This window comes from Pseudomonas sp. GW460-LB5, assembly GCF_059423245.1.
In genome coordinates this window covers 76,996-94,982 of the sequence record NZ_JBWKXT010000001.1, presented here as the reverse complement: position 1 = coordinate 94,982, position 17,987 = coordinate 76,996, and the positions used below count along the sequence as shown (strand labels likewise).

The 17,987-nt window shown below is 64.6% G+C and carries 16 protein-coding genes; 7 read left to right on the top strand and 9 right to left on the bottom strand.

The features are described 5' to 3' along the window. The first annotated feature begins 23 nt into the window (after positions 1-23). The 3 genes from AC07XM_RS00470 to AC07XM_RS00460 all read left to right on the top strand — a co-directional run bounded on the left by AC07XM_RS00470 (position 24) and on the right by AC07XM_RS00460 (position 2,912). A complete protein-coding gene (locus AC07XM_RS00470) occupies positions 24-1,478 on the top strand; it encodes a mannose-1-phosphate guanylyltransferase/mannose-6-phosphate isomerase (protein WP_102689054.1) in 1,455 nt (484 codons plus the stop codon). 141 nt (positions 1,479-1,619) lie between these two features. Beyond that, positions 1,620-2,084: a hypothetical protein gene (locus AC07XM_RS00465; protein WP_016489021.1), complete on the top strand. Its 465-nt coding sequence runs from the start codon at positions 1,620-1,622 to the stop codon at positions 2,082-2,084. 15 nt (positions 2,085-2,099) lie between these two features. Further along, positions 2,100-2,912 carry an SDR family oxidoreductase gene (locus AC07XM_RS00460; RefSeq protein ID WP_016489022.1) on the top strand — a complete coding sequence of 271 codons (813 nt, stop codon included), beginning with the start codon at positions 2,100-2,102 and terminating at the stop codon, positions 2,910-2,912. 29 nt (positions 2,913-2,941) lie between these two features. Here AC07XM_RS00460 and AC07XM_RS00455 read toward each other — a convergent pair whose 3' ends face one another. The 4 genes from AC07XM_RS00455 to AC07XM_RS00440 all read right to left on the bottom strand — a co-directional run bounded on the left by AC07XM_RS00455 (position 2,942) and on the right by AC07XM_RS00440 (position 8,043). Then, positions 2,942-4,393, bottom strand: coding sequence for an efflux transporter outer membrane subunit (locus AC07XM_RS00455; RefSeq protein ID WP_096426737.1), 1,452 nt, complete (start codon positions 4,391-4,393; stop codon positions 2,942-2,944). Beyond that, a complete protein-coding gene (locus AC07XM_RS00450) occupies positions 4,390-5,451 on the bottom strand; it encodes an HlyD family secretion protein (RefSeq protein WP_060517442.1) in 1,062 nt (353 codons plus the stop codon). The genes AC07XM_RS00455 and AC07XM_RS00450 overlap by 4 nt, the downstream gene beginning before the upstream one ends. Positions 5,452-5,479: 28 nt before the next feature. Next, on the bottom strand, positions 5,480-7,021 hold the full coding sequence (locus tag AC07XM_RS00445; RefSeq protein ID WP_102689053.1) for an MFS transporter: 1,542 nt from the start codon (positions 7,019-7,021) through the stop codon (positions 5,480-5,482). 116 nt (positions 7,022-7,137) lie between these two features. Further along, on the bottom strand, positions 7,138-8,043 hold the full coding sequence (locus tag AC07XM_RS00440; RefSeq protein ID WP_060517440.1) for a LysR family transcriptional regulator: 906 nt from the start codon (positions 8,041-8,043) through the stop codon (positions 7,138-7,140). Positions 8,044-8,315: 272 nt separating this feature from the next. Here AC07XM_RS00440 and AC07XM_RS00435 point away from each other — a divergent pair, with 272 nt between their 5' ends. Beyond that, a complete protein-coding gene (locus tag AC07XM_RS00435) occupies positions 8,316-8,768 on the top strand; it encodes a universal stress protein (protein WP_016489027.1) in 453 nt (150 codons plus the stop codon). Positions 8,769-8,804: 36 nt separating this feature from the next. Here AC07XM_RS00435 and AC07XM_RS00430 read toward each other — a convergent pair whose 3' ends face one another. The 4 genes from AC07XM_RS00430 to AC07XM_RS00415 are packed head-to-tail and all read right to left on the bottom strand — an operon-like array spanning position 8,805 to position 13,569. Next, the gene (locus AC07XM_RS00430; RefSeq protein ID WP_102689052.1) at positions 8,805-9,665 is read right to left on the bottom strand and encodes an efflux RND transporter periplasmic adaptor subunit; all 861 of its coding nucleotides are present in this window, start codon (positions 9,663-9,665) and stop codon (positions 8,805-8,807) included. A 10-nt stretch (positions 9,666-9,675) separates the two neighbouring features. Beyond that, a complete protein-coding gene (locus AC07XM_RS00425; protein WP_009685040.1) occupies positions 9,676-9,876 on the bottom strand; it encodes a DUF1656 domain-containing protein in 201 nt (66 codons plus the stop codon). Then, positions 9,866-12,043 carry an FUSC family protein gene (locus AC07XM_RS00420; RefSeq protein WP_016489029.1) on the bottom strand — a complete coding sequence of 726 codons (2,178 nt, stop codon included), beginning with the start codon at positions 12,041-12,043 and terminating at the stop codon, positions 9,866-9,868. The genes AC07XM_RS00425 and AC07XM_RS00420 overlap by 11 nt, the downstream gene beginning before the upstream one ends. Then, the gene (locus AC07XM_RS00415) at positions 12,040-13,569 is read right to left on the bottom strand and encodes an efflux transporter outer membrane subunit (protein WP_016489030.1); all 1,530 of its coding nucleotides are present in this window, start codon (positions 13,567-13,569) and stop codon (positions 12,040-12,042) included. Before AC07XM_RS00415 ends, AC07XM_RS00420 begins: the two co-directional genes overlap by 4 nt. Before the next feature lie 192 nt (positions 13,570-13,761). Between AC07XM_RS00415 and AC07XM_RS00410 the strand changes: the two genes are divergently transcribed. Both AC07XM_RS00410 and AC07XM_RS00405 read left to right on the top strand, forming a co-directional pair. After that, positions 13,762-14,709, top strand: a complete 948-nt coding sequence (locus AC07XM_RS00410; RefSeq protein ID WP_016489031.1) for a LysR family transcriptional regulator — start codon at positions 13,762-13,764, stop codon at positions 14,707-14,709. 194 nt (positions 14,710-14,903) lie between these two features. Beyond that, positions 14,904-15,878 (top strand): 2-hydroxyacid dehydrogenase, encoded by a 975-nt coding sequence (locus AC07XM_RS00405; protein WP_016489032.1) that lies wholly within the window; start codon positions 14,904-14,906, stop codon positions 15,876-15,878. Positions 15,879-15,950: 72 nt separating this feature from the next. Here the strand turns inward: AC07XM_RS00405 and AC07XM_RS00400 are convergent, their stop codons facing one another. Beyond that, the gene (locus AC07XM_RS00400) at positions 15,951-16,853 is read right to left on the bottom strand and encodes a DMT family transporter (RefSeq protein ID WP_102689051.1); all 903 of its coding nucleotides are present in this window, start codon (positions 16,851-16,853) and stop codon (positions 15,951-15,953) included. Between the two features lie 252 nt (positions 16,854-17,105). On the opposite strand from AC07XM_RS00400, the gene AC07XM_RS00395 reads away from it, so the two are divergent. Then, a complete protein-coding gene (locus tag AC07XM_RS00395; RefSeq protein ID WP_102689050.1) occupies positions 17,106-17,981 on the top strand; it encodes a helix-turn-helix domain-containing protein in 876 nt (291 codons plus the stop codon). Positions 17,982-17,987: the final 6 nt, after the last annotated feature.

Genomic DNA, 17,987 nt, shown 5'->3' with positions numbered 1-17,987 from the left:
TTAACGACTATTGGAGAAACATGATGATCCCGGTAATTCTTTCTGGTGGTAGCGGTTCGCGTCTGTGGCCTCTGTCGCGCAAGCAGTTCCCCAAGCAGTTCCTGGCCCTGACCGGCGAACACACCCTGTTCCAGCAAACCCTCGAGCGCCTGGCGTTCGAAGGCATGGACACGCCGATCGTGGTCTGCAACAAGGACCACAAATTCATCGTCCAGGAGCAGCTCGCTGCGCTGAAGCTGGAAACCCAGGGCATCCTGATGGAGCCGTTTGGCCGCAACACCGCGCCGGCCGTGACCATGGCCGCCATGAAACTGGTCAACGAAGGCCGCGACGATCTGATGCTGGTGCTGCCCGCCGACCACGTGATCGACGACCAGAAGGCCCTGCAGCGCGCCCTGGCCTTGGCCACCGTTGCCGCCGAGCGTGGCGAAATGGTGCTGTTCGGCGTACCGGCGACCAAGCCGGAAACCGGCTACGGCTACATCCGCTCCAGCCAGGACGCGCTGCTGCCCGAGGGCGTGGCGCGCGTGGCCCAGTTCGTGGAAAAACCCGACGAAAAACGTGCCGCCGAGTTCGTCCAGGCCGGTGGCTACTTCTGGAACAGTGGCATGTTCCTGTTCCGCGCCAGCCGCTTCCTCGAAGAGCTGAAAAAGCACGATGCCGACATCTACGACACCTGCGTGCTGGCCCTGGAGCGCAGCGAGGAAGAGGACGAGGTACTCAGCATCGATGAAGCGACCTTCGCCTGCTGCCCGGACAACTCCATCGACTACGCGGTGATGGAAAAGACCCAGCGCGCCTGCGTGGTGCCGATGTCGGCCGGCTGGAGCGACGTGGGCTGCTGGTCGTCGCTGTGGGACGTGCACGAGAAGGACGACAACGGCAACGTCACCAAGGGCGACGTGGTGGTGCAGGACAGCCGCAACTGCATGATCCACGGCAACGGCAAGCTGGTGTCGGTGATCGGCCTGGAGAACATCGTGGTGGTCGAGACCAAGGACGCCATGATGATTGCCCACAAGGACAAGGTCCAGGGCGTCAAGCAGATGGTCAAGACCCTCGACGAGCAGGGCCGTACTGAAACCCAGAACCATCTGGAAGTGTATCGCCCGTGGGGCTCGTACGACTCGGTGGACATGGGCGGCCGCTTCCAGGTCAAGCACATCACCGTCAAGCCGGGTGCCAGCCTGTCGCTGCAGATGCACCACCACCGTGCCGAGCACTGGATTGTGGTGTCTGGTACTGCCGAGGTCACCTGTGACGAGAACGTGTTCCTGCTGACCGAGAACCAGTCGACCTACATCCCGATCGCTTCGGTCCACCGCCTGCGCAATCCGGGCAAGATCCCGCTGGAGATCATCGAAGTGCAGTCCGGCAGCTATCTGGGCGAGGATGATATCGAGCGTTTCGAGGATGTGTATGGGCGCACTTCCACGCCGGTCGAGCGTGGGGTATCGGTCAAGACCATCGCGCAGTAAGTGAACCTTGGGGCCGCTTTGCGGCCCTTTCGCGGGACAAGCCCGCTCCCACAAGGGCTGGGGGCGGGCTCGCGTTTTTGAGCCCTCCCCCATTTCAGGCTACGATGGTCAGACCCCGCGCAACCTAGGTCTGCAAGCCCCATGATCATCGGCGCCTTCCTCATCCTCACCTGGCTGGTGCTGCTGCTGCGCTACCCGGCCAAGGCCCTACCGATCTCCTTGGCCGCCGTATGTGGCCTGGGCCTGGTAGCCTTGTTCGTTGCCTGGCAGGAAACCCGCGAAGCCTCGCAACTGGCCCGCCTGGACCTGCGCCTTGCCTATGCCCCCGAACAATGCCCGGCTGACCGCGCGTTGCAGGTACACATGAAAAACGGCAACAAGGCCCCGCTGACCGAACTGCGCTGGCGAGTGGCGGCGTATGCACCGGGCGACACGGTGAACCTGGCCGAAAGCACCTACAACGCCCCGCGCTACCGAGGGCCGGGTGATTTGCAGCCGGGGGCCGAGTGGAAGGACTGCCTGCCGCTGCCCCCCCTGCGCGCCGGTTACCGGCCACAGACCCTGGAGTTTCGCGCCGAGCACCTGCAAGGTACATTCGCCAATTAATCGAAGGCTACTCCCATGCCCACCGTCCTGATCACCGGTTGTTCCAGCGGCATCGGCCGCGCCCTCGCCGACGCCTTTCGCGATGCCGGCCACCACGTCTGGGCCACTGCTCGCAAGGCAGAGGATGTTGAAGTGCTGAACGCCGCCGGCTTCACCGCCCGGCAACTGGATGTGAACGACAGTGAGGCCCTCGCCCGCCTGGCCGAAGAACTCGAAACCCTGGATATCCTGATCAACAACGCCGGCTACGGCGCCATGGGCCCGTTGCTGGACGGTGGTGTGGATGCCCTGCGCCAACAGTTCGAAACCAACGTGTTTGCCGTGGTCGGCGTGACCCGCGCGCTGTTCCCGCTGCTGCGCCGCTCACGCGCCACGGTGGTGAACATCGGCAGCGTTTCCGGTGTGCTGGTCACGCCATTCGCCGGTGCCTACTGCGCCTCGAAAGCGGCCGTGCATGCGCTGAGCGATGCCTTGCGCCTGGAACTGGCGCCGTTCGGTGTGCAGGTGATGGAAGTGCAGCCGGGGGCGATTGACACGCAGTTCGCCAACAATGCCCAGCGCCAGGCCGAGCAGGTACTGGCGGCGGACTCACCATGGTGGCCGTTGCGTGAGCATGTCCAGGCGCGGGCGCGGGCTTCGCAGGACAAGCCGACTTCGGCGGCGGTGTTTGCCCAGGGTGTGTTGGCGGCAGTCGGCAAATCGCCGGTACCGGGGATGGTGCGGTTGGGGAATGGCAGTACGGCGTTGCCGCTGATGGCGAGGTTGCTGCCGCGACGGTTGCTGGATTGGGCACTGCGCAAGCGCTTTGGCCTGCTGCGCCCGCTCTGAGATCTCGGCTACCTGTACCGGCCCTGCCTTTACGCTTTCTTCGCGGGCTGCTCATCAAACGCCTGCCAGCCACCCCCCAAGGCCTTGTACAGCCCCACCAACGCCTGGGACACCGCCGCCGAGCTGTCGATCCACTGCTCCTCGCTGGCCAGCAATGCACCCTGCACCGTCAGCACATTGAGAAAGTCCACCGCCCCTTCCACATACTGGCGCTGGGCAGTTTCCAGGGCGATGCGGTTCTGTCGCACGGCCTCGGCCAGGTGGTCACGGCGCAACTGGCTGGCGTTGTACAGGCGAAGTACATCGTCAATCTCATGCCATGCCCCCAGCACCACCTTGCGGTAGTTCAGCGCCGCTTCCTGCTGCTGCGCCTCGCGCAGCTCCAGGGTGCCAGTGAGCCGGCCGCCCTCGAAAATCGGCAGCGACAGCTGCGGCCCGAAGGCAAAGCGGCGCGAATCCCAGCCGCCGAAATCCGACAGTTGCATGGCCTGGAAGCCGACACTGCCCGACAGCCGGATGCTCGGGTAGAAATCCGCCTTGGCCACGCCAATGCTGGCGGTGGCGGCATGCAGGCGGGCTTCGGCCTGGCGGATGTCCGGCCGGCGCTCGGCCAGTTCGGAGGGCAAGCCGATGGCAAACTGCTGCTGCGGCGCGGGCAGCTCGCCGCCCTGCAGCAATTCGGCCTGCAAGCTGCGCGGCGGTTCGGCAGCAAGCAGGCTGAGCGCGTTGATCAGGTCATCACGCCGGGCTTCCAGGCTTGGCAATCGCGACTCGATCGAAGCAACCTGGGCGCTGGCCTGGGCCACATCCAGGCGCGTGGCAACTCCTTCGGCCTGGCGGTTTTCGGACAGCTTCAGGCTGTGCCGGGCAACCTTGAGGTTGTCCTGCGTCACATCGAGGGTGTGCTGCACGGCGCGCAGCTGGATGTAATTGCCGGCGGTTTCCGAGAGCAAGGCCAGCAGCACCCCGCGGCGGTCGTTCTCGGCCACTTCGACAGTAGCATCGGCAGCCTCGACCTGGCGCCGCACGCGGCCCCACAGGTCCAGCTCCCAACCGGCCACCAGGTCGCCTTGCCAAAGGTTGTACGCCGCTTTGCCTGCCTTGCCAGACGGATCGCTCAGGCCTTCGGCGCTGTTGCGGGCGCGGCTGTAGCCGGCGCTTGCATCCACCGACGGCACTTCATCGGCAGCCACGGTACTGCGCAGGGCGCGGCTTTGCAGCAAGCGGGCGCTGGCCATCTGCAGGTCGAGGTTGCGCTCGGCAACGCGCTGGATCAAGGCACTGAGCTGTGCGTCATGGAAGGTTTCCCACCAACGCAGTTCCAGCGGTTGGGCCTGCGGCTGGCTGGCCGCCGCCTCGCCTTGCAGCGGCGCCCACTGCTGCGGTGCCTGGCTGTCAGGGCGCAGGAAGTCCGGGCCCATGGTGCAGCCCGCCAGCAACACGGCCAGCAGTACCGGGCTCAAGCGTAATGCCGGTTTCATCGTGCGCTTACCTCTTTGCCGTCCAGCTTGTCGCCACGGGTATCGATGGTCGCTTCCACCGACATGCCCACACGCAGGCGGGTGAGCAGTGGCTGGCCATCATCGAATACGATCTTCACCGGAATGCGCTGCACCACCTTGGTGAAGTTGCCGGTGGCGTTGTCCGGTTTGACGGCGGCGAAGGTGACGCCGGTAGCCGGGGCAATGCTTTCCACATGCCCTTGCAGCTTTTCGCCGGAGAAGGTGTCGACGCTGATGCTCACCGGCTGGCCAGGCTGCACGTGGGTCAGCTGGGTTTCCTGGAAGTTGCCGACCACATAGGCCTGCTGCAACGGCACCACCGACAGCAGGCGGGCACCCGGGTTGACGTAGGCGCCTATGCGCAGTGCGCGCTCGCCGACCATGCCGTCCACCGGCGCAGTAATGCGTGTGTAGGACAGGTCGAGCTGGGCCTTTTCCACGCCCGCTTCGGCCCGTTTCAGCTGGCCATCGGCGCTGGCCACCTGGGCGGTCAGAATATCCACCTGCTTGCGCGCTGCCACTAACGCCGCCTGAGCATTGGCCAGGCGCGCACGGGCCTGGTCGACGCCGCTGCGCGCCTGCTGGGCGTTCTGCACGGTACCGGCGCCCTGCTCGGCCAGGCGGCTGTAGCGGTTGACCTCATGGTCGGCGAACGCCGCTTCGGCCTGGGCGGCTTTGACAGCAGCCTCGGCCTGGGCAATCAACGATGCCTGGCGCTCAAGGGTGGCGCGGGCATCGGCGCTTTGCGCCTGGGCCACCAGCAACTGCGCCTGCGCGGCATCCAGGGCGGCCTGGTAATCACGGGCGTCGATGGTCGCCAGCAACTGGCCGGCCTTGACCTGCTGGTTGTCCTCCACCAGCACTTCTTTGATAAAGCCGGCCACCTTTGGCGCGACCACGGTGTAGTCGGCAATCACGTAGGCGTCGTTGGTGCTCTGCCGGTGGTCGCTGCCAAATATCCAGGGGCCGACGATGCCAGCCAGGACAGCCACGGCCAGCACCGAGCCGATGAACAGGGTTTTGCGGTTGTTGGTCATTTCAGCGGTTCTCGAATTCATCCAGGGGTCAGGCCACCGCACGCGGCGGATAAACCCGGGTAGGCACGAAAGGAATCAGGCAGATCAGCGCCACGGCAATGCAGGCCAGGACCAGGTACAGGTCAGCCGAGGTCAGTACCAGCGCCTGGTCGTGGATGCGCCTGGCCAAGCCCGCAGCGCTGTCGTCGACCAGCGGGGCGTTGCCCAGGCTGTCCACCAGGTGGTTGGAATGAAAGTGCCGGCGCAGGGTGCCAACGGCATCCAGCAGGCCACCGGCGATCACGGCGGCCAGGCCTTTCACGGTGTTGAACCAGCTGGAGGCGAACGGGCCTTCCTGCGGCGTCATGCCGTTGGTGGACAGCATCAGCAGCGGCAGCACCGCCATCGGCTGGCCGAACACCTGCAACAGGTAGAACGGGTAGAAGTCGCCACGGATCCACTCGCTGGTCAGCAGGCTGCTGCCGATACAGGACACCGCCAGCATCGCCAGGCCAATACCCAGCACCCAGCGGCAGTCCACCGCGCGGATGTTGCACAGCGCCGCCGTCAGCGGCAGGGCGATCAACTGCGGCATGGCCACCAGCATCATCAACGGGCTGGTCTGCGCCGGGCGGTAGCCCTGGATCTGCGCCAGGTAGGCAGAGGGGATGCTGCCCACACCCGAGAGCACAATCAGCACACCGGCCAAGGTCACCAATGCAAAACTCAGGTTGCGCCGCTGCAGCATGCGCAACTGGAAGAACGGCAACGGCTCGGACCACTCGTTGTACATGAACAGCACCAGCAACAGCAGGCCACCGCCCAGCAGCCAGCAGATCAGCGGCGAATCGAACCAGCCCCAGCGGTCGCCCAGCGACAGGCCCAGCACGATGCAGCTGATGGCCGGCAGGCCAAGCAGCACGCCACGCCAGTCGAACTGCTTGAAACGCTCCAGGCGCAGCGGGTCCTGTGGCAGGCCCCAGCCGACGCAGACGATGGCCAGCAGCGAGGGCAGGATGATCTGCCAGAACGCCCATTGCCAACCGAAATATTCGGTCCACAGCCCCGCCAGTGGTGTGCCGAGGTTGGGGCCGAAGGTAGCAGTCAGGGCGTAGCAGGCCAGGCCATAGACCTTGATACCTGGTGGCAAAAAGCGCAGGGCCACGCTCATCAGCATCGGCGGCAGGGCTCCCGAGGCAAAGCCCTGCAGCACACGCAGCAGCATCAGGCTGTGCAGGTTGGGGGCGAACGGTTGCAACAGGCCGAGCACGGCGAACAGGGCGATTGCGCTCATGGTGAAGCGCCGCAGCGAGAAGGTGGTGGCCAGCCAGGGCGCAAAGGCCATGGCCGAGACCGAGGCGGCGCTGTACACCGCCAGCAACCAGGCGCCCTCGTCGGCACCGATGCCCATGGCACCGCGGATATCGGCGAGGGAAATCTTGGTGACCGACTCGTTGAGGCCTGCACACAGCACGGCCAGCAACACACCGAACAGCCCGACCACCACCTGCAGGCCAAACGCCGTCTGCGCAGGTGCGGCCGGCGCGGGGGCGGCGGCCAGCGCCGCAGAGGGCGCGGTCAGGGAACTCATGGGAATACATCTCCAGCAACAATTTCAGGGCTGGGGCAAGTTTAAGAAGGTCGAATGCTGACGAAAACTGACTTGTTGATAGTTGTATATTGCGTCAGACGCAATCGATGCCGAAATCACGGGTCTATGCGGCCACACGCTTTCAACGTCTGGCGCAACCAACGGTGCGCGGGGTCGTTGTCAAAGCGCGGGTGCCACGCCTGCATCACATTGACCTTCTCCAACGGCACCGGGATCTCGAACGAGCGCAATGGCAACTTCAACCGCTGCACGCTGTTGAGGATATTGGCGGGTATCGGCAGGATCAGGTCCGAATCCGGCAGCGAGAACATCGCCGAATGGAAACTGGTGGTGATCAGGGCCACTCGACGTTCCACCTTGTGATTGGCCAACGCCACATCAATGGGTCCATTGGCCCGGCCGCGTCGGGACACGCTGATCTGCGGGTAGGCGGCAAATCGCTCAGGGGTGATCGGGGCGTCGAAGATCGGGTGCCCCTCCCGCGCCAGGCCCACGAAGTAGGTGTTGAACAGGCTCTGCACCTTGATTTCCGGCCCCAGCTCAATGGCCGAGCTGATGATCAGGTCGATATGCCCGTTGCGCAGCACCGCATCATCGTCACCACTGCCCTCCGGGACGAACCGCAACACCGTACGCGGCGCCTGGGCCAGCATCATGCGCAGCAGCTGAGCGCCGTACAGGGCAATGAACAGATCATTGGTGCGGATGTTGAAGGCACGGTCCAGGTTAACCAGGTCGACATCGTCACGGCTGCGAAACACCTGCCCGGCCTGCTCTACCAGCCCATGCACCTGCTCGCGCAAGGCCAGCGCCCGCGGCGTCGGCACCAGGCCACGGCCGGCGCGCACCAGGATGGGGTCACCCAGGGCATCGCGAATGCGCCCCAAGGTGCGGCTCATGGCGGCCGGGCTCAGGTTCATGCGCTGCGCTGCGCCCACGACGCTGCCTTCGTCGAGCAGGGCATCGAGGGCGACGAGCAGGTTCATGTCCGGGAGTTGCATGGCCGTTTTCCATTACAGCTGTGGGAAACGCGATGGTAGCAGGTTGGTGGATTGCATCAGACGCAATGCGCTCTTGCGTGGTGGGGCATTTATTCACTGGGCACGTTTGGCCATAAATGGGTGATGGGCAGGTCCGGCCCTTTCGCGGGGCAAGCCCGCTCCCACAGTTACTCCACAGCGTTTGGGCATTTTGGGAGTCCTGTGGGAGCGGGCTTGCCCCGCGAAAGGGCCCGACCTGCAAGCACATTACTCAGCCTCAGCCAAGGATCCCCATGCCCAGCCCCGTCCTGATCGCCATCGACGCCTCCCCTGCTTCCAGCGCCCTGCTCACCCTCGCGCGCCGCTACTGCCGCCCCGGTGAACACGAACTGCACGTGCTGCTGGCCATCGATTCCACCTTCGCCGTGCATGAGCAACCTGCGCCCTACACCGCCGAGGAACTGGAAGAATACCCCGCCGCCTGCGAGGAACAGCAGCATGCCGACCACGCCGTAGCCGCGGCCGTGCGCGAGCTGCAGCAAGCCGGCTTCACCTGCCAGGGGTGCATGGTGGCCGGCCAGCCCGTTGATGTGATTGTGGCCAAGGCGCAGGAATTGAACTGCGAGCTGATCATCATGGGCCACCGTCACCTGACACGGTTGGGGCGGTTGCTCGACCCGTCGATCAGCTCGAAGGTGATCGATCAGGTCCAGGTACCTGTGTTGGTGGGGGCGACGAGTGTATGAATCGGGACATGTGCCACCTTACGGGCAACACATCTCTCAAGGCGAACTCGGCTTCACCACCACCGTACACGTCGTCCCCGCCGCCAGCAAAAACCCTTCCGGCACGTCATCGATGTGAATACGCACCGGCACCCGCTGTGCCAGGCGCACCCAGTTGAAGGTGGGGTTCACATCGGCGATCAGCTCGCGGCTTTGTGGGTTGTCGCGGTCATAGATGCCGCGGGCAATGCTCTCCACATGCCCCTTGATGCGCTCGCCGCTCATCATCTGCAACTCGGCCTGGTCACCCACCTTCACGTGCGGCAGCTTGGTCTCCTCGAAGAACCCGTACACCCAGAACGAATTTTCGTCGACCACCGCCATCACCGCCTCACCGGTGCGCGCGTAGTCGCCCTTGTGGATATTCAGGTTGGTCACGTAGCCATCCACTGTGGCGACGATATGCGTGCGCTTGAGGTTCAGCTCGGCTGCCGCCAGTTCGGCAAGGGCTTGCTGGTAGTCTGCCTGGGCGGAGTTGGCGATGTTGCTGGCGTCGTCACGGTTTTCCTTGGAGATCACCAGGTTGTCCATGTCGGCACGGCGCTTGGCGTTGACCTTGCGCATTTCCCAGGTGGCCTTGCGTGACGCCACCATGGCCTTGGCCTGGTCGACCGCCAACTGGTAGTGCTCGGGGTCGATCTGGATCAGCAGGTCGCCCTTCTTCACCCGCTGGTTGTCCTTGACCGGTACGTCCACCACGTAGCCTGGCACATCGGCAGCGACGTTGATGATGTCGGCGCGTACGCGGCCGTCGCGGGTCCACGGCGTGGTCATGTAGTGCAGCCACAACTGGCGACCGATGGCCACGGCAGCGACCAGCACCAGCAGGGTGGCGATCAGGCTGAAGAACTTTTTCATCGAAGGATTCTCACCAGTAGACAGTAAGCGCCATGGCGCCGAACAGGCAGACGAACAGGCTCAGGCGCAACAGCGCCGGGTGCCAGAAGAAGCGGTAGCCATCATGGCTGGCAATGAACCGGTCCAGGCCCCAGGCCAGGCCCAGGGCGAACAGGAACATCAAGGTCATGGTGGGCATGTAAACGCCATGAAAGGCGATCTCACGGGGCATGGTGCAATCCTTTCGCCGGTGCCAGTGGCGACTGTGGGTCGAGCAAGGAGGAACGGATGAAGTGCAGGTAGCTCTGCGCGCGGCGCAGTACCGAGGTGTCGAAATGACGGGCGAACGGTTCGTCGGTGGCCTGCACCCTGGCAATGGCATGGTCCACGGCGACCAGGGCGCGTTCGTGGTTGCTGGCATTTGGCTGCAAGAACAAACGTGTCAGGGCACGGCCCATGACGCGGATGGCCTGGCGCCACGGCTGCGACTCGGCGTAGGCCGGGTGCACCGGTGCGCGAGCTTGTTCCTTGCGCAGCTCGATCACGGCGTGGCCGATTTCCAGCACGGTGAACATCCAGCCCATCAGTTGGCTCTGCACCTGCGGCTTGCCAGCCGCCAGGCCATAGGCCTGGTGCAGCAGGTCGCGGGTACGGCTTTCGAAGGCCGTACCGATACCGCGCAGGCGGCCACTGATGGCGAACAGCACCTGCTCGCGCAGCTCCTGCTCCAGGCGGTTCCACAACCAGCGGCTGTTGGGCGGCAGGATGATCGCCCCGGCGGCGGCACAAACGAACATGCCGATGACCATGCCGATGTAGTCGTTGATGAAGGTGTACGGGTCATACACCGTCAGGTTGTTCGGCACCGAGCCAATCGCGAAGAACACCAGCAGGCCGATGCCGTAACCGGCATAGGCAGGGCGCGACGAAAGGAACGCGCCCAGCACGAACACCGGCGCCAGCACCATGCACAGCAGCGGGAAACCGTCGATCCAGGGGAACACGAAGAAGGTTTCGAAGAAGCCGACAAAGGCGCCGATGGCTGTGCCGCAGGCCATCTGGAACGACATGCGCTTGGGGTTGGGTGACGCCGCCGAAAGGCCCACGGTAACCGTGGCGATGAGGGTCATCATGGCGCCGCTGGGCCAGTCGCTGAGCAGCCAGTAGCTGCCCAGCAGCAACAGCACCGCCGAGGCGCGTACACCGGCGGCCAGCGACACCAGCCAGCTGGTCTGCGCCACGTAGGGCTCGTCCCACTGTTCGCGCTCGTGTTTGTGCGCGGCCAGCGAGGCGTGGGTTTGGGCGTAGCTGAACATCTCGTCGACGAAGCGGTACAGCAGTTCGAAGGCGGTGTGGAAATCGAGGAGGTCGGATTCGCTGGGGTCGGTCGCCAGGTACTCGGCGCGCAGGCCCCGCACCTGCGCTTGCAGCCCCTCTTTGTAGGCAGCCAGTTCCAGGGTCAGGCGCAGTGCATCGGCGTCGGTCAACGCCCGGCCCACGTAAGGCTGCAGCAGCTCCACCAAGGTGTTCAGGCCTGGCTCGATGGCGCTGACGATCTGCAGCGGGCCACGGGCGCGCAGGCGCTCCAGCAAACGGTGCAGGGCGTTGAAGCGCGTGGTAATGGCCATGAACTCGCTGTTCATCCGTACCAGCCGGCCACTGCGACGGCGCATGTGCGGGTCTTCGAAGGCAGTGACGTTGCGCAGGCTCTCAAGGCCCACGGCCTCGGCAACGAAGCGCACGTTGCTGCTCTCGAAACGGTCCTTCTGGCTATCGCCACGCAGCGCCTCGACCACTACCCCGGCAAAAACGCCAAAGCGCTGGTACAAGGCGTTGCGCATGGCGGCACTGGCCGACTGCGGCAGGATGGCGGCGCTGACGAAGGTCGACACCAGAATGCCCAGGGCAATCTCCAGCACCCGCCATACCGCCGCCATGAAGGCCTGGTCGGGGTGCTGAAGCACCGGCAGGCCGATCATCGCGGCCGTGTAGCCGGCCAGCACAAAGCCATAGGCACGGAAGGTGCGATAGCGCATGGCGCCTGCCGAACACAGCCCCACCCACAAGGCCAGGCTGGGCAGGAACAGCTCGGTGTTCTGCGGGAAAATGGCAATCAGCGCCACCATCATCGCCGAGCCGGCCAGGGTGCCGAGCACCCGGTAGAAGCTCTTGGCGAACACATGCCCGCTTTGCGGCTGCATGACGATGAACACGGTGATCATGGCTGTGCGCGGTTGCGGCAGCTCCAGGCGCATGGCCAGCCACAGGGTGATGAACGCGGCGGCCAGCACCTTGAAGATGTACACCCAGGTCACGCCGTCGGTGCGGGCCCAGGCAAAGAAGCCCCGGCGCCACTCCAGGCTTTGCAGCCAGCGCGCGGGCAAACTGGAAGTGCTCATTCGGCGTTATCCGGCTTCTTGTCGAAAATGGCCAGGGTGGCCGGGGTTTTCGGCGCGGCCTGGCGTTCCTCTTTCGGCGCATCCTGACCGGCCTGCAGGCCACCACCCAGGGCGGTCACCAGCTCGGCATGGGCAATCAGGCGGGCGGCCTGCACCTGCTGCTGCACCTGCTGCTGGCGGAACAGCAAGGTCTGCGCGTTGAGTACGTTCAGGTAGTCGGTGAGGCCGCGCTGGAAGGCAACCATGGCGATGTCGTAGGTTTTCTGCGCGGCGGCGACGGACTCGGCAGCGAAATGCGACTGTTCTTTCATCGACTCGCGGCGGATCAACTGGTCGGAGATGTTCTTCAGTGCCCCCACCACGGTCTGGTTGTAACGGGCCACAGCCACGTCATACCCCGCCGACGCCACACCCAGTTCCGAGCGCAGGCGGCCGCCGTCGAAGATTGGCAAGCTGATGGCCGGCCCGACGTTGTAGTTGAACTTGCGCCCGGTCAGGAATTCCAGCGGGCCACCGCCGGTAGCCATGAAGCCCAGGCTGCCGACCAGGTCGACGTTGGGGAAAAAGCCGGCGTGGGCGACGTCGATACCTCGCGCCTGGGCAGCCACCTGCCAGCGGCTGGCAACCACATCGGGACGCTGGCCGACCAGTTCGGCGGGCAGGTTCGATGGCAGTTTCAGCGGCGCGGCCAAGGCCAGGGCCGGGCGCTGCAATTGCGCGCCCTCCCCCGGGCCCTTGCCGGCCAGTGCGGCCAGCTGGTTGCGGGTCAGGGCAATGTCTTCGTTCAGGCTGTCGAGCTGACGGTGGGTTTCCGGCAGCGGCGCTTCGGCCTGGCTGACTTCGAAATGGGTACCGATGCCGGCATCCAGGCGGCGCTTGGCCAGGGCCAGGATCTGCTCCTGCTGCTCCAGTTCGGCCTTGACGATATCGCGCTGGGCAAAATGCAGGCTCAGCTGGATATAGGCACGCACCACGTTGTTCTGCAGCTCCAGCTGCGCCTGGCGGGCTTCGGCCACGCTCATGTGCGCCTGGTCCACAGCCTGCTCGCTGGCATTGCGATCACGGCCCCAGAGGTCGAGGGCATAGCTGAAGCCGATGGCGGCGTTGTTGTCCCAGGTGTTGGCGCCCGACAGCGCGCCCGGGCCGTAGAACTGGTCCTCAGGCCAGTTGTGGCGCTTGAGGGTGGCCTGGCCATTGGCCTGGAGCTTTTCGGCCGACTCGACCACGCCGGCCATGGCCTTGGCCTCGCGCACACGCGCCGCGGCCATGGCCAGGCTAGGGCTACCGGCTACCGCCAGGGTAATCCAGCGATCCAGCTGCGGGTCGCCATAGGCGTGCCACCACTGCTGGTCGGGCCAATGGGCGTCGGTCGCGGCTTCGCGTATGGCCGCGTCGGTGGTCAAGGTATTGGCTTGCAGCGTCTTGCTTTGCGGGGCGATGCCCCAGGTTCCGATACAGCCACTCAAGGTGAGGGCAAGGGCACAGGCACTGAACGCATTGAGCGTTCTGATGATGCGACGCGGCACAGCTGCGATTTCCCGAGGAAGAGGTGAAGGGGGCCGGGCAATTCTAGGGGGCGGCAGCACTGGCGATAAGCGCAGATTCCTGCGAATCTTTGTTACCAAAACAGCGATAATCCGCCTTTGGTCGAAGGCAACTTTTCATCTTTTCTGCGTTACTTCGTGACACAATTTTGTCCTCTACATCGAGAGTGACCCATGGACACCCTGCAAAACATGCGTGCTTTCAGTTGCGTAGCCCAGCTTGGCAGCTTTACCGCTGCTGCCGCGCAACTGGACACGACCACCGCGAACGTGTCGCGGGCGGTCTCCAACCTGGAAGCCCATCTGCAAACAAGGCTGCTCAACCGTACCACCCGCCGCATTGCGCTGACCGAGGCCGGCAAGCGCTACCTGATGCGTTGCGAACAGATTCTTACCTATGTGGAAGAAGCCGAAGCCGAAGCCAGCGATGCCCATGCCCGCCCGGCCGGGCAGCTGAAGGTGCACTCGATGACCGGGGTCGGCCAGCATTTCGTGGTCGATGCAATCGCCCGCTACCGTGAATCGCACCCGGACGTCACCTTCGACCTGACCATGGCCAACCGCGTGCCCGACCTGCTTGACGAGGGCTATGACGTGTCCATCGTGCTGGCCACCGAACTGCCCGACTCGGGGTTCGTGTCGCAGCGCCTGGGCATCACCTACAGCATCGTCTGCGCCTCGCCCGACTACATCGCCCGCCACGGCGTGGCGCACAAGCCCGCCGACCTGCTCAAGCATGCCTGCCTGCGCATGGTCAGCCCGGTGATCCCGCTGGAAAAATGGCTGTTCGACGGCCCGGAAGGCCAGGAGATGGTCAACATCACCAGCTCGCCGTTCATGGTCAATACCGCCGACGCCATGAAAACTGCCATCCGCAGCGGCATGGGTGTAGGCGTGCTGCCGATCTATTCGGCCATCGATGGCCTGCGGGATGGCAGCCTGGTGCGGGTGCTGCCCGAATACCGCCTGCAGGAACTGAACCTGTACGCCATCTACCCGTCGCGGCAGTACCTGGATGCCAAGATCAAGACGTGGGTCGAGTACCTGCGCAACTCGCTGCCGGAGATTCTCGCCGCCCATGAGGCGGACCTGAAAACCCATCAGGTGCTGATCGCCAATTAAAAAGCTGCTGCATGGCGGGGGTGGACAATGGTAGGTTGCTAACCATTGTCGGCCCATTCGCGGGCATGCCCGCTCCCACAGGTACAGCGCTGCCCTCAAGGCCTGTACATAACCTGTGGGAGCGGCGGTGAAGCGCTCCGATTTACCCGCGAAGAATCCACCCTCGTCCCACCGCCTTGCAGAGAAGTTGCCCGATGAAAAAGACCGTCCTGGCCTTCAGCCGTATCACCCCGGCCATGGCCGAGCGCCTGCAGCAAGACTTCAACGTGATTTTGCCCAACCCCAAGCTCGGCGACATCAACGCCCAGTTCAACGAAGCCCTGCCTGAGGCCCACGGCCTGATCGGCGTTGGCCGCAAGCTGGGCCGTGCGCAGCTTGAAGGCGCGGCCAGGCTGGAGGTAGTGTCCAGCGTGTCGGTCGGCTACGACAACTATGACCTGGACTACTTCAACGAACGCGGCATCGCCCTGACCAACACCCCCGACGTACTCACCGAAAGCACCGCCGACCTGGGCTTCTCCCTGGTCATGGGCTGCGCCCGCCGCACGGCCGAACTGGATGCCTGGACCAAGGCCGGCAACTGGCAGGCCACCGTGGGGCCGGCGCTCTTCGGCAGTGATGTGCATGGCAAGACACTGGGTATCGTCGGCATGGGCAACATCGGTGCCGCCATTGCCCGTCGTGGCCGGTTCGGCTTCAACATGCCGGTCATCTACGCGGGCAACAGCCGCAAAACCGCGCTTGAGCAAGAGCTGGGCGCACAGTTCCGCAGCCTGGAGCAGTTGCTGGCCGAAGCGGACTTCGTCGTTATCGTGGTGCCATTGTCCGACGCCACCCGCAAGCTGATCAGCGCCCGGGAACTGAAGCTGATGAAGCCAAGTGCCTTCCTGATCAACATCGCCCGCGGGCCGGTGGTGGATGAAGCAGCGCTGATCGAAGCGTTGCAGAACGGCACCATTCGTGGGGCTGGCCTGGATGTGTACGAGAAGGAGCCACTGAGCGATTCGCCGCTGTTCAAACTGCCCAATGCGCTGACGTTGCCGCACATTGGTTCGGCCACTGCCGAAACCCGTGAGGCCATGGCCAACCGCGCGATGGACAACCTGCGCGCGGCGCTGCTGGGTGAGCGGCCGCGCGACCTGGTGAACCCGCAGGTATGGAAGGGCTGACAGCCTTACTTTGCCTGTACCGGCCTCTTCGCGGGCTTGCCCGCGAAGAGGCCGGTACAGGCAACAGATTATCTATTTAGCCACCAAAATACCCTCAGCCACCTTAGCCTTGGGCTTGCGAAACACCAGCACATTCCCCGCCATTACCGCCACCAGCCCGCACAAGGCCGGCGCCGTCCACTGATACCCCTCGGCCACCGCCGACACATTCAACGCCACCAACGGGAACAGCACGGTGCAGTAGGCTGCCCGCTCCGGCCCCATGCGCCCGACCAGGGTCAGGTAGGCAGTGAAGCCGATTACCGAACCCGGAATCACCAGGTACATCAGCGAACCGATGTAGCGGGTGTTCCACTCCATGGTGAAAGGAATGCCGCTGAACAGGCAATAAACCATCAACATGGCGGCGCCGTAGACCATGCCCCAGGCATTGGTGGTCATGGGCTTGAGCCCGGCCTTCTGCTGCATGCTCGACAGCATGTTCCCCGCCGAGAAGCACAGCGTGCCGAGCAAGGCCAGGCCCAGGCCGTACAGGGTTTCACGGCTGGCCGCATGGTGCGACAGCTCCGGCCAGAACAGCAGCCCCAGGCCGAGCAGGCCCAGGGCACCGCCGCCCAGCACATTGGCGGCGATCTTCTGGCCGAAGAACACCCGCGCGTTCAGGGCGTTCCACAAGGTCGCCGTGGAAAACGCCACGGCGATCAGGCCACTGGCAATCCACTGGCTGGCGGTGAGGAAGCACATGAAATTGACGCAGAACAGGCACAGGCCCTGGGCCAGGCAGATCTGGTGGCCGCGCCGGTTCATGGGTTGCAGGCGACGGGTGAGCAGCAGGATGGCGAACAGGATGAGGCCCGCAAGGGCGAAGCGATAGACGATCGAGACCGGGATGGCGACCACGCCCAGCTGGAGCTTCAGGGCGATCCAGGTGGTGCCCCAGATCAGGACGGTGAGCAGGTAGAGTGACAGGTTCATGGCGGCGGTTCCTTGGGCCTTTCAAAATCGGTGCCCGGCGCTTCGCGGGGCAAGCCCGCTCCCACAAATACCGTGCAGCCTTCGCATGCTGTGGGAGCGGGCTTGTCCCGCGAATCGGGGGCGCAGCCCTCGCCGAGGCCCTCAGTGTTCGTCCTCCTGGCATTAACCGCTTGCACAAACTTGCGCTTTTCCCTCTCAGCTAGCTGTCACTGCGGCGCAAGCGCAGTACGATGGCCGTCAGAGGAACCACCCATGACGCCACTCACCCAGCTGCAAGTGTTCAACGCCATGCACGCCTCGCCCCACGCCCGGCTGGAACTCAGCGCACACCTGGGCGATGGGCTGGCGGGGGCGTTGTGGAGCAACCGCGACGATGCCCGCGACTACCAGGCGCCGACCCATCACACCCTGTCGTGCTACATCGCCGACGGCACCGGCACCTTCCGCCGCCAGCGCCCGGCCGACAAAGGTGCGCCCGGCAAGCTGTGCGTGATGCCGGCCGGGCAGGAATCGAACTGGGTGGTCAATGGTGCAATCCGCCTGGCCCACCTGTATGTCAGCGAGGCACAGTTCGCCCTGGGCTGCGTGCGCCTGCTCGATCGGGAACCGCGAGAGCTGCAATTGCAGGAAGCGACTTTTCTGGACGACCCGCAACAGGCCGCACGTTTTCGCCACCTGATTCAGCTGGACTGGGACGAGCCCGGCGAGCGCCTGCTGGCCAGCAGCCTGGCACACGAGATCGTCGACCATGCGCTGCTCAGCCAGGTGGGGCTGCGCCAGGGCCTGCGCCTGAAAGGTGGGCTGGCGCCGAACCTGCGCCGGCAGTTGGTCGACTACATCGAGGCGCACCTGGACCAGCCGGTTACCCTGGGTGAACTGGCCTTGCGCTGCAACTTGTCCGAATACCACTTTGCGCGCATGTTCCGCACCAGTTTCGGGTTACCGCCGCACCAATACCTGCTGGCCCGGCGACTGCACCGGGCCTGCCAGCTGCTGCAACTGGGGGTGATACCGCTGGGGGAGATTGCCCTTTTGTGCGGGTTTGCCAGTGCCAGCCATTTCAGTAACCGGTTCCGGCAGGCGCTTGGTGCAACGCCTGGGGAATATCGCTCGGCATTCAAGGCGTGAAATGGG

Coding starts and splice junctions, on each gene's coding strand:
- AC07XM_RS00470 (WP_102689054.1), top strand. CDS start 24: ATGATCCCGGTAATTCTTTCTGGTGGTAGCGGTTCGCGTCTGTGGCCT.
- AC07XM_RS00465 (WP_016489021.1), top strand. CDS start 1,620: ATGATCATCGGCGCCTTCCTCATCCTCACCTGGCTGGTGCTGCTGCTG.
- AC07XM_RS00460 (WP_016489022.1), top strand. CDS start 2,100: ATGCCCACCGTCCTGATCACCGGTTGTTCCAGCGGCATCGGCCGCGCC.
- AC07XM_RS00455 (WP_096426737.1), bottom strand. CDS start 4,393: ATGAAACCGGCATTACGCTTGAGCCCGGTACTGCTGGCCGTGTTGCTG.
- AC07XM_RS00450 (WP_060517442.1), bottom strand. CDS start 5,451: ATGACCAACAACCGCAAAACCCTGTTCATCGGCTCGGTGCTGGCCGTG.
- AC07XM_RS00445 (WP_102689053.1), bottom strand. CDS start 7,021: ATGAGTTCCCTGACCGCGCCCTCTGCGGCGCTGGCCGCCGCCCCCGCG.
- AC07XM_RS00440 (WP_060517440.1), bottom strand. CDS start 8,043: ATGCAACTCCCGGACATGAACCTGCTCGTCGCCCTCGATGCCCTGCTC.
- AC07XM_RS00435 (WP_016489027.1), top strand. CDS start 8,316: ATGCCCAGCCCCGTCCTGATCGCCATCGACGCCTCCCCTGCTTCCAGC.
- AC07XM_RS00430 (WP_102689052.1), bottom strand. CDS start 9,665: ATGAAAAAGTTCTTCAGCCTGATCGCCACCCTGCTGGTGCTGGTCGCT.
- AC07XM_RS00425 (WP_009685040.1), bottom strand. CDS start 9,876: ATGCCCCGTGAGATCGCCTTTCATGGCGTTTACATGCCCACCATGACC.
- AC07XM_RS00420 (WP_016489029.1), bottom strand. CDS start 12,043: ATGAGCACTTCCAGTTTGCCCGCGCGCTGGCTGCAAAGCCTGGAGTGG.
- AC07XM_RS00410 (WP_016489031.1), top strand. CDS start 13,762: ATGGACACCCTGCAAAACATGCGTGCTTTCAGTTGCGTAGCCCAGCTT.
- AC07XM_RS00405 (WP_016489032.1), top strand. CDS start 14,904: ATGAAAAAGACCGTCCTGGCCTTCAGCCGTATCACCCCGGCCATGGCC.
- AC07XM_RS00400 (WP_102689051.1), bottom strand. CDS start 16,853: ATGAACCTGTCACTCTACCTGCTCACCGTCCTGATCTGGGGCACCACC.
- AC07XM_RS00395 (WP_102689050.1), top strand. CDS start 17,106: ATGACGCCACTCACCCAGCTGCAAGTGTTCAACGCCATGCACGCCTCG.